The organism is Micrococcus sp. HSID17227 (assembly GCF_003989405.1).
Classification (GTDB): domain Bacteria; phylum Actinomycetota; class Actinomycetes; order Actinomycetales; family Micrococcaceae; genus Micrococcus; species Micrococcus luteus.
In genome coordinates, this window is the sequence record NZ_RBLN01000240.1 from 1 (window position 1) to 3,555 (window position 3,555).

The window sequence follows — 3,555 nt, forward strand, 5'->3', positions numbered from 1 at the left end:
GGCGACGTCGTCCTCGTCGTGGAGGACCGCGCCGGGCTCGCGGCGGGAGACGAGCGTGCCGTCCGGGTTGTAGCCGCGGTCCGCGAAGGCCTCGGCGACGCCGCGCAGCCCCGCGGCGGCCGCCTTGTCCAGGGCGACGGAGCCGGGCAGGAGCAGCAGCGGGAGGTCGGAGCCGAACGCCCTGACGCCGTCGACGACGGCCTGGGCGTGCGCCTCGTGACGGACGATCGTGTTGTAGAGGGCGCCGTGCGGCTTCACGTAGCGGACCCGGCCGCCGGCCGCGCGGGCGAGCGCGTCGAGGGCGCCGATCTGGTAGAGGACGTCGTCGGCCAGCTCGGTGGGCGTGCAGTCCAGGAAGCGGCGGCCGAAGCCGGCGAGGTCGCGGTAGCCCACGTGCGCGCCGATCGTGACGCCGGCGGCGACCGCGTCACGGCAGGTCTGGGCGATCCCCGAGGGATCGCCCGCGTGGAAGCCGCACGCGACGTTGGCGGAGGAGACGGAGGGCATGATGGCGGCGTCGTCCCCCATCGTCCACGAGCCGAAGGACTCGCCGACGTCGGAGTTCAGGTCGATCTGCGGCGCGTGAGACACAGTGCAGTCCTCTCGGATCGGGCCCGGCTGAGGTGCCGGTCACACAATCTTGAGGCATGAAGGATGATTGTTCAACAATCCTCGCCGCGTCCTCCTGGCGCTCACCCGGTCCGCACCCCAACGCGGGTTGAGTTATCGCGGGTGTCCAGCCGCGCCACCCGCGATAACTCAACCCGCGTTGCGGGCCGGGCCGAGCGACGTCACCGCAGCGGCGTGTGCTCCGGGTCCACGCGCTCGCCCTCGCGCACGGGCCCGGGTGCGGTGCCGCCGCCCCACGGGTCCCCGCCGAACGCCTCACGCCCGTGCTCGATCAGCCAGCTCCCCAGCTCCGGGCCCGCGGGCACGATGCGCGTCGGGTTGATGTCCTCGTGCACCACGTAGTAGTGCTCCTTGATCTGCGCGAAGTCGATCGTGTCGCCGAAGCCCGGGGTCTGGAACAGGTCGCGCGCGTAGCCCCACAGCGCCGGCATCTCGGTCAGCTTGTTCCGGTTGCACTTGAAGTGCCCGTGGTACACGGGGTCGAACCGCACGAGCGTGGTGAACAGCCGCACGTCGGCCTCGGTGATCCGCTCCCCCATCAGGAAGCGGCGCGTCGACAGGCGCTCCTCGAGCCAGTCCATCGCGGCCCACAGCCGCTCGTACGCGGCGTCGTACGCCTCCTGCGAGCCCGCGAAGCCGCACCGGTACACGCCGTTGTTCACCTCGGTGAACACGCGCTCGATCACCTCGAACATCTCGTCCCGCTCCGGCCCGGCGTCGGGGACCAGCTGCGGGGCGCCGTCGCGGTGGAACGCGGTCCACTCCGTCGAGAGGTCGAGGGTGATCTGCGGGTAGTCGTTGGTCACGACGCCGCCCGTCGGCACGTCCACGATCGCCGGCACCGTGATGCCCCGCGGGTAGTCGGGGAACCGCGTGAAGTAGTTCTCCTGGATCCGCTCGGTGCCGAGCACGGGGTCCTTCCCGCCCTCGTCGAGGTCGAAGGTCCAGGAGCGCTCGTCGTGGGTCGGCCCCGGGGTGCCCAGCGAGATCGCGTCCTCCAGGCCGAGCAGGCGACGCACGATGATCGTCCGGTTCGCCCACGGGCACGCCCGCGCCGCCACGAGCCGGTAGCGGCCCGCCTCGACGGGCCACACCTCGGCCCCCTCGGTGAGCCCGCCGCCCACGCGGCCGACCGTGGACGGCTCGGCCACGGGCAGGGCCCGCACGGCCTCCGGGTCCGCCACGATCCGGTCCGCGATGTAGTTCGTGTCCCGCGTGAACTCCGCCCCGGACTGCACGTAGTTGCCCGTGAGTCCCTCGCGCGTGTCGATGGTGCCGCGGTCCGCGGCCTGGCCGGTCTGCTGGTTCTCCATACACTCGAGCCTATGACGACGACCACCGCCACGCCCGGCCCCACGCCCGCCCCGCTGGTGCGCTGCGTGACCGCCCAGAACCCCTCCCCGATGACCCTCGCGGGCACCAACACGTACGTGGTCGCCGCACCGGACTCGGATGCGGCCGTCGTGGTGGACCCGGGCCCGGAGGACGACGTCGCCGCCCACCTCGAGCGCGTCCGTGCGGCGACCGAGGGGCGCCGGATCGCGCTCATCCTGGTGACGCACCGGCACGCCGACCACACCGGCGGGGTGGACGCGTTCCACGCGGCCACGGGCGCCCCCGTGCGTGCCGCGGACCCGGACTGGTGCCGCGGCGGGGCCGCCGTCCTGACGCCGGACGAACGGATCGACGTCGCCGGCACCCCGGTGCTGGCGTGGCACACCCCGGGCCACACCTCGGACTCCTACTCGTTCGCCGTCCCGGACGCGGGCGCGCACGGCGCGGTCATCACGGGCGACACCATCCTCGGCTCGGGCACCACCATGCTCGACCACCCGGACGGCACCCTCACCGACTACCTGGCCAGCCTGCGCCGCCTCGAGGCGGCGGGCCCGCTCACGGTGCTGCCTGCGCACGGGCCCGTGCCGGAGCCGCTGGACGTCGTCGCCCGCGACTACCGGCACCACCGCGAGGGCCGCCTGGAGCAGATCCGCGCCGCCCTGGCCGCGTTGCCCGAGACCGAGGCGGCGACGATCACACCCGAGGACCTGGCCCCGCGCATCTACCCCGGCCTCACCGGCACCGTGGCCCGCGTGGCCGTCCAGACGGTGGCCGCGCACCTGCGCCACCTGCGCGAGGACTGAGCCCCTCCGCCGCGGGCCCGGTCCGCACTACGCTGACCTCAGACCCGTCCCCTCGACCCCGCGGAGGCACCCCATGACCATCCTCGTCGGCTACGCCCCCTCGAAGGCCGCGGACGCCGCTCTGGACACCGCCCTGGACATCGCCCGCTCCACCGGCGAGCACGTGGTGGTGGTCAATGCGGGCCCCGGCGGCGAGCACCGCACCAAGTCCCTCGTCACGGAGGAGCAGCAGCGCGGCGTGCAGGCCCGGTTGGACGCCTCCGGCGTGACGGCCGAGTTCCGTCAGTACGCGCGCGGCCGGTCCACGGTGGAGGAGATGAAGGACGTGGCCGCGGAGCTGGACCCGTCCATCGTGGTCATCGGCGTGCGCCGCCGCGGCGGCTTCGGCCGGTTCGTCATGGGATCGGTCTCGGACGAGCTGCTGCAGGAGATCGATCAGCCGGTGCTGTGCGTGAAGGAGTACCGGCAGTACGGGGACCACACGCCCGAGGCCGTGAGCCACGTCGCCGAGACGGACCCGGCCGCCCACGGCCTGCCCGCGTCCGAGCCGATGGCAGAGCGGCGTCGGCTCACACCCGTCGATTCCGGGGACCCGACGCTCGAGCGCTGAGCGCTCCCGCCGGGCCTCAGTCCTCGTCGTCCTGACGGCGGCGCGTGACGGCGTCGTCGAGGGGGCCGTGCTGGGGGGGGCGAGGATGCCGGACAACCGCGTGCAGGCCGCCGCCTCCCCGCTGGTCCGTCAGATGCGGGCGGACGGGGTCGCCGCGGCCGGGACGTGCGAGGA

General features: G+C 73.7%; 4 protein-coding genes. 2 read left to right on the plus strand and 2 right to left on the minus strand.

What is annotated here, in order from left to right:
• Window positions 1-591, minus strand: a 591-nt coding sequence (locus D8M29_RS10130) for a LamB/YcsF family protein (RefSeq protein WP_148111575.1), incomplete at its 3' end; no start/stop codon positions are given.
• Between the two features lie 200 nt (window positions 592-791).
• Window positions 792-1,943: a glutathione S-transferase family protein gene (locus D8M29_RS10135; protein ID WP_127435459.1), complete on the minus strand. Its 1,152-nt coding sequence runs from the start codon at window positions 1,941-1,943 to the stop codon at window positions 792-794.
• Window positions 1,944-1,955: 12 nt separating this feature from the next.
• Between D8M29_RS10135 and D8M29_RS10140 the strand changes: the two genes are divergently transcribed.
• Together D8M29_RS10140 and D8M29_RS10145 are read left to right on the plus strand one after the other, a co-directional pair.
• Window positions 1,956-2,771 carry an MBL fold metallo-hydrolase gene (locus D8M29_RS10140; protein ID WP_127435460.1) on the plus strand — a complete coding sequence of 272 codons (816 nt, stop codon included), beginning with the start codon at window positions 1,956-1,958 and terminating at the stop codon, window positions 2,769-2,771.
• 73 nt (window positions 2,772-2,844) lie between these two features.
• Window positions 2,845-3,381, plus strand: coding sequence for a universal stress protein (locus D8M29_RS10145; protein WP_049147497.1), 537 nt, complete (start codon window positions 2,845-2,847; stop codon window positions 3,379-3,381).
• The last annotated feature ends 174 nt before the right edge of the window (window positions 3,382-3,555 follow it).